Annotated in this window: 5 protein-coding genes; 2 read left to right on the top strand and 3 right to left on the bottom strand. The window is 49.7% G+C overall.

What is annotated here, in order from left to right; translation table 11 throughout:
* The 3 genes from AC1HCM_RS01675 to AC1HCM_RS01665 form a co-directional block, all read right to left on the bottom strand.
* Positions 1-901: RNA polymerase factor sigma-54 (locus AC1HCM_RS01675; RefSeq protein ID WP_479460043.1), on the bottom strand; the 901-nt coding region annotated here is incomplete at its 3' end.
* On the bottom strand, positions 901-2,220 hold the full coding sequence (locus AC1HCM_RS01670) for a glutamate-5-semialdehyde dehydrogenase (protein ID WP_479460042.1): 1,320 nt from the start codon (positions 2,218-2,220) through the stop codon (positions 901-903). The genes AC1HCM_RS01670 and AC1HCM_RS01675, both read right to left, overlap by 1 nt.
* Positions 2,221-2,320: 100 nt before the next feature.
* Positions 2,321-3,604, bottom strand: coding sequence for an APC family permease (locus tag AC1HCM_RS01665; RefSeq protein ID WP_479460041.1), 1,284 nt, complete (start codon positions 3,602-3,604; stop codon positions 2,321-2,323).
* Between the two features lie 75 nt (positions 3,605-3,679).
* On the opposite strand from AC1HCM_RS01665, the gene rplT reads away from it, so the two are divergent.
* Entirely contained in the window at positions 3,680-4,030 is a 351-nt protein-coding gene (gene rplT, locus AC1HCM_RS01660; RefSeq protein WP_479460040.1) for a 50S ribosomal protein L20, read from the top strand.
* A 1-nt stretch (position 4,031) separates the two neighbouring features.
* Positions 4,032-4,653: tRNA ligase subunit PheS family protein (locus tag AC1HCM_RS01655; protein WP_479460039.1), on the top strand; the 622-nt coding region annotated here is incomplete at its 3' end.

Below are 4,653 nucleotides of genomic sequence, written 5' to 3'. Positions count from 1 at the left end.
GCTTTGCAGCCACATCCTTGACCATCAGAGCCTTGAGGTTCCCCTCACCTCTGAGAAACTGACCCTGAACCTCTATTATCTCGTCTATTATTCTCCTCAGGTTTTCCCTTCTCACTGATAGAATCTTGCGAAAGTTCTCGTAGCGTTCCACATAATCCCTCAAAAACTCCTTAGCCTCGCCCTTGACCTTCTTGAGCATTTGCAGGTAGGTAGTATTCGGTCTTATGTCAATCAGGTCCTCGTAGAGATAACCCACCAGCTCTCCGTCATCAAGTTCAATCACAGCGTCAACCTTTGCTACCTTAAGCGTGGGCGATTCTTCCTCTATAGGAGAGGTTCTCAGGTGTGTGAGTTTCCTCCTGCTCTCCTCAGAGACCCTCTCCCCCCTGAGGGCTTTCTCAAGCTCCTTCAAGAGCCGGGCTTCCTCCTCCGGGTAGAGCTCCCTTATCTGAAGCCTTGCAAACTCCTGAAAGTCCCTTGAGCACACACCAAGGGGCTCAAGACCCATGACGAACTCCCTGAGGTCCTCAACGTAGTCCTCCGATACCCCAAACTTCTGAGCCACCTCCGCGATATCTGCCCTGTAGAAGCCTCTTTCATCAACGCCCGATATAAGCTCAAGGGCTATCCTGAGGTCAATCCCTTCAAGCTCAGCCCTCACATTCCTTTGGAGAAGCTCAAGGGGATGAATCCTGTAAACCGCCTCCGGGGACCTGCTTTCCTCAAAGAACCTTACAGCCCTGTCCGAAATGTAGATGTCTTCAATGAAGGGATTGGACTCTTTTTCCTCCTTTAGAAGCTGTTCAAGCTCCTGAACAGAGTAGAGCAGTACCTCTACCTGGTTTTTAAGCAAAAGGTTCAGGTTCAGTTTTAGCTTTAGCTGGAGCTCGTTCCTAAGCATCAATCTTTAATATCTTCCGGAACACCGAAGTTGTCTCTGACCTGTCCCTCACCTAAGATTATGAACTTTGGAATGGTCAGCTCCTCAAGCGCCATGGGACCCCTTGCGTGTATCTTGTCCGTTGAAATTCCCATCTCCGCCCCCAGACCGAACTCGTTTCCATCGGTAAAGCGGGTAGAGGCGTTCACATAGACAGCCGCTGAATCTACCTCTCTCAGAAACTTCATAGCCCTGCTGTAGTCCTCCGTAACTATGGCGTCGGAATGCTTGGAGCCGTACTTCTCTATAAAGGCTATCGCCTCATCAATATCCTCCACAACCTTGACCGCCAGTATGAGGTCAAGGAACTCCTCGTAGTAATCCTCCTCCGTCGCCGGAACCGCCTTTACGAAGGAGAGTTTGGGATCCTTTTTAATTATCTCAAGGCTCTCCTCATCGCATCTCAGCTCAACACCAGCCTTCCCCAGATAGTAAGCCATCTTCGGGAAAAACTCACCGAGTATCCTTCTGTTTACCACGAGGTTCTCAACAGCGTTGCACACCGAAGGTCTCTGAACCTTAGCGTTGTAAACTATATCGTAGGCTTTCTCAAGGTCCGCCCTGTCGTCAACGTATATGTTGCAAACCCCCTTGTAGTGTTTTATGACGGGGACCTTTGCATGCTCCGTGACAGCCCTTATAAGGCTCTCACCACCCCTCGGTATGGCAACATCAACCTTACCCTCCATGCCGAGTATCTCCCAGACTATCTCCCTCTCGGTTCTGTCTATGAACTGAACAGCCTCCTTTGGGAAACCCTCTTCTTCAGCCGCCTGACGGAGAAGCTCAACGAGAACCCTGTTGGAGTTTATAGCCTCCTTGCCGCCCCTGAGAACAACCGCATTTGAGGACTTCATGCAGAGCGAAGCTGCCTCAACGGTTACGTTAGGTCTTGATTCATAGACTATGAATATGACTCCGAGGGGGACCCTCATCCTCCCCACCTTCAAGCCGTTAGGGAGATTCCACATCTTGACGACTTCACCCACAGGATCGGGAAGGCTCGCTACATCCCTGAGGACCTTGATCATGCCATCAATCCTCTTGTCGTTCAGAACGAGCCTGTCTATAACAGCCGGCTTCAGTCCTATGCTCTTTGCATACTCTATGTCCTTGCTGTTCTCCGCCTTTATCCTCTCGCGGTTTTCATCAAGGAGCTGGGCAGCCCTGAGGAGCGTTTTGTTCTTTACCTCAGTCTTAAGGGATGTTAGCTCCCTAAGGACAGCCCTCGCCGCCTCAACCTTTTCCAGGGCATAGCTCTTTAGTGAAGTCGTCTCCATTCCTTTTTACCTCCTTGCAAGAGACCCTTCATCTCATCCTCAACCACCCAGAAGAATAGTATAGCTCCCAAGAGCAGGTTGAGCGAACTGATGATATATCCTAAACAAGATACTTTCTACGCTTGAAGGTTCTCCCGGTTATATTCCTGCAGGCAAGCTCAAAAAGGAAGGCAGAAAGGAGCACACCGGCTTCAGTGTATAAACTTCCTCTCTGTTCTTGCCACTGGTATGAAGTTAGTATCAGGACTATAAATAGCACCACAAAGAAGTTCAGGACTATCACGGGTCTGGAACCCCCCACTTCCCCTGCGAGTCTGTAGTGGGAAGCTATAACGAATAGGTATATTACAAGGAAGACGAAGCTTATCAGATAGGATATACCCCCAAGGTCAAAGAAGAGAGCAAGGAGGACGCTCAGAACAGCGGTAGCATAGAGACCCTCCGGTTCCCCAAACCACACCTTCCTCTCAAACATTCGGGGAAGTTGTCCCTTCTTAGCCAGCACATAGGCTACGTTCGCCCCTCCATACAGAGTTGCATTAATAGCCGAGGATGTTGAAAAGAGAGCTCCTATAGAGACAAGTTTAAAGCCAAGGTCCCCCAGAAAGGGTTTAGAGGCTTCAGCAAGTGCATACTCCTTCGCCTCCACAAGCCCTTCAGCCCCGAGGTTCCCAAGGGCAACGCTGGCAACAGAGATATAGACTATCGCCACTATCACTATGCTTGTGTATATAGCTTTCGGAACAGTTCTCTCGGGATCTTCTATATTCTCCGAGGCGTTCGTAACAAGCCCAAAACCCATATAGGTCAGAAAGAGCACGGAGGCGGCGTAAAAGGTGTTCGTTAAACCGGGAAAGGAGATAGAGGGCTTTAGGAAATCCGGATTCACGCTCCAAACACCAAAAACAACGAATGTTAGCAGAACGAGTAACTTTCCAAGAACTATCCAAAACTCCGACCTTCCTACAGCCTTGGAGCCAAAGAAGTTAAGGGCTGTAAAGAAAGCCACCACGAGAACCTCAATCTCCATAAAGACATAACCTTTGACACTCATACCAAGGAGAGCGAGGAGATATCCTGCGAAAGCCTTTGCAAAGAGAGATATTGAAACCACGTAGCTGAACCACATGAGTATGCTCAGAGTTCCTGTTAATGCATTGTTGCCTATACCTCTCAATATGAACTCAATGGGTCCTGCATTGGACACATACCTTGAACCAAGCTGAGCATAGGAGTAGGCAACGGATAGAGAAAAGAGAGCAGCGATTGCAAAGGCCAAAGGTAAGTTGGCACCGCATATCTGGGCTCCAACACCAAGTATTGAGAAAATCCCAGCCCCTATCATAGTCCCTACAGCTATAGAAACCGCCTCCCAGAACCCCATCTTCCTTTGCATGTTCCATAATTTACCATGGCTTGTGTTAAAATACTTCCTTCGCAGGTTAAGGAGGAAGGAAGAATGAGAGTCAAGGGACCCTCTTCAAGGAAACGCAAGAAGAAGATACTCAAGCTCGCCAAAGGCTACAGAGGAATGAGGCATTCCTCCTACAGGAGGGCTAAGGAAGCCGTAATGAGAGCCCTCTACTACGAGTACAGGGATCGCAGGCTCAGGAAGAGAGAGTTCAGGAGGCTGTGGATAGCCCGTATAAACGCAGCGGTCAGACCTTACGGTCTCTCCTACAGCAAGTTCATAAACGGACTCAAGAAGGCTGGTGTGGAGCTTGATAGGAAGGTCCTCGCCGACATGGCAGTCAGAGACCCCGAAGGATTCTCCCAGATAGTTGAGAGGGCAAAGGCTGCCCTTTCGTGAGATGAACGACCTTGAAGGTTTAAAGGAGCAGGTATTAAAGGAGCTTGAATCTGTAAAGAGCTCCGAGGAGCTTCAGCACTTAAGGGCTAAGTACCTTGGAAGGAAGGGAATCCTCACCACAGCGCTCAAAAGGATAAAGGAGATACCTCCCGAGGAGAGAAAGGACTACGGGAGGCGAGTGAACGAGCTAAAAAGCTTAATTGAAGCGAAGCTCAGGGAGAAAGAGGAGGAGATCAGGAGAAAGGAGCTGGGAGAGGAGCTTGCAAAGGAATGGGTTGACCTAACCATACCCCTCAAGAACACTGTCGGCAGCCTCCACCCCCTAACACTGACCTTGGAGAGGATAGTTGACATCTTTACGGGCATGGGCTTCAAGGTTGAGGAGGGTCCCGAGGTAGAGCTTGAAGAGTACAACTTTGACAGGCTGAACATACCCAAGGACCACCCCGCAAGGGACATGCAGGACACCTTCTACGTAAACAAACCCGGCTACCTTCTCAGAACCCACACATCCCCGGTTCAGATAAGAACCATGCTCAGGCAAGAGCCACCCATACAGATAATAGCGCCGGGAAAGGTTTATAGGAGGGACGATGATCCCACCCACTCTCCCATGTTCCATC

The sequence above is a fragment of the Hydrogenivirga sp. genome, assembly GCF_056450045.1.
Note: the sequence above shows the minus strand (reverse complement) of the source record. Positions and strands in the feature narration are given on the sequence as shown.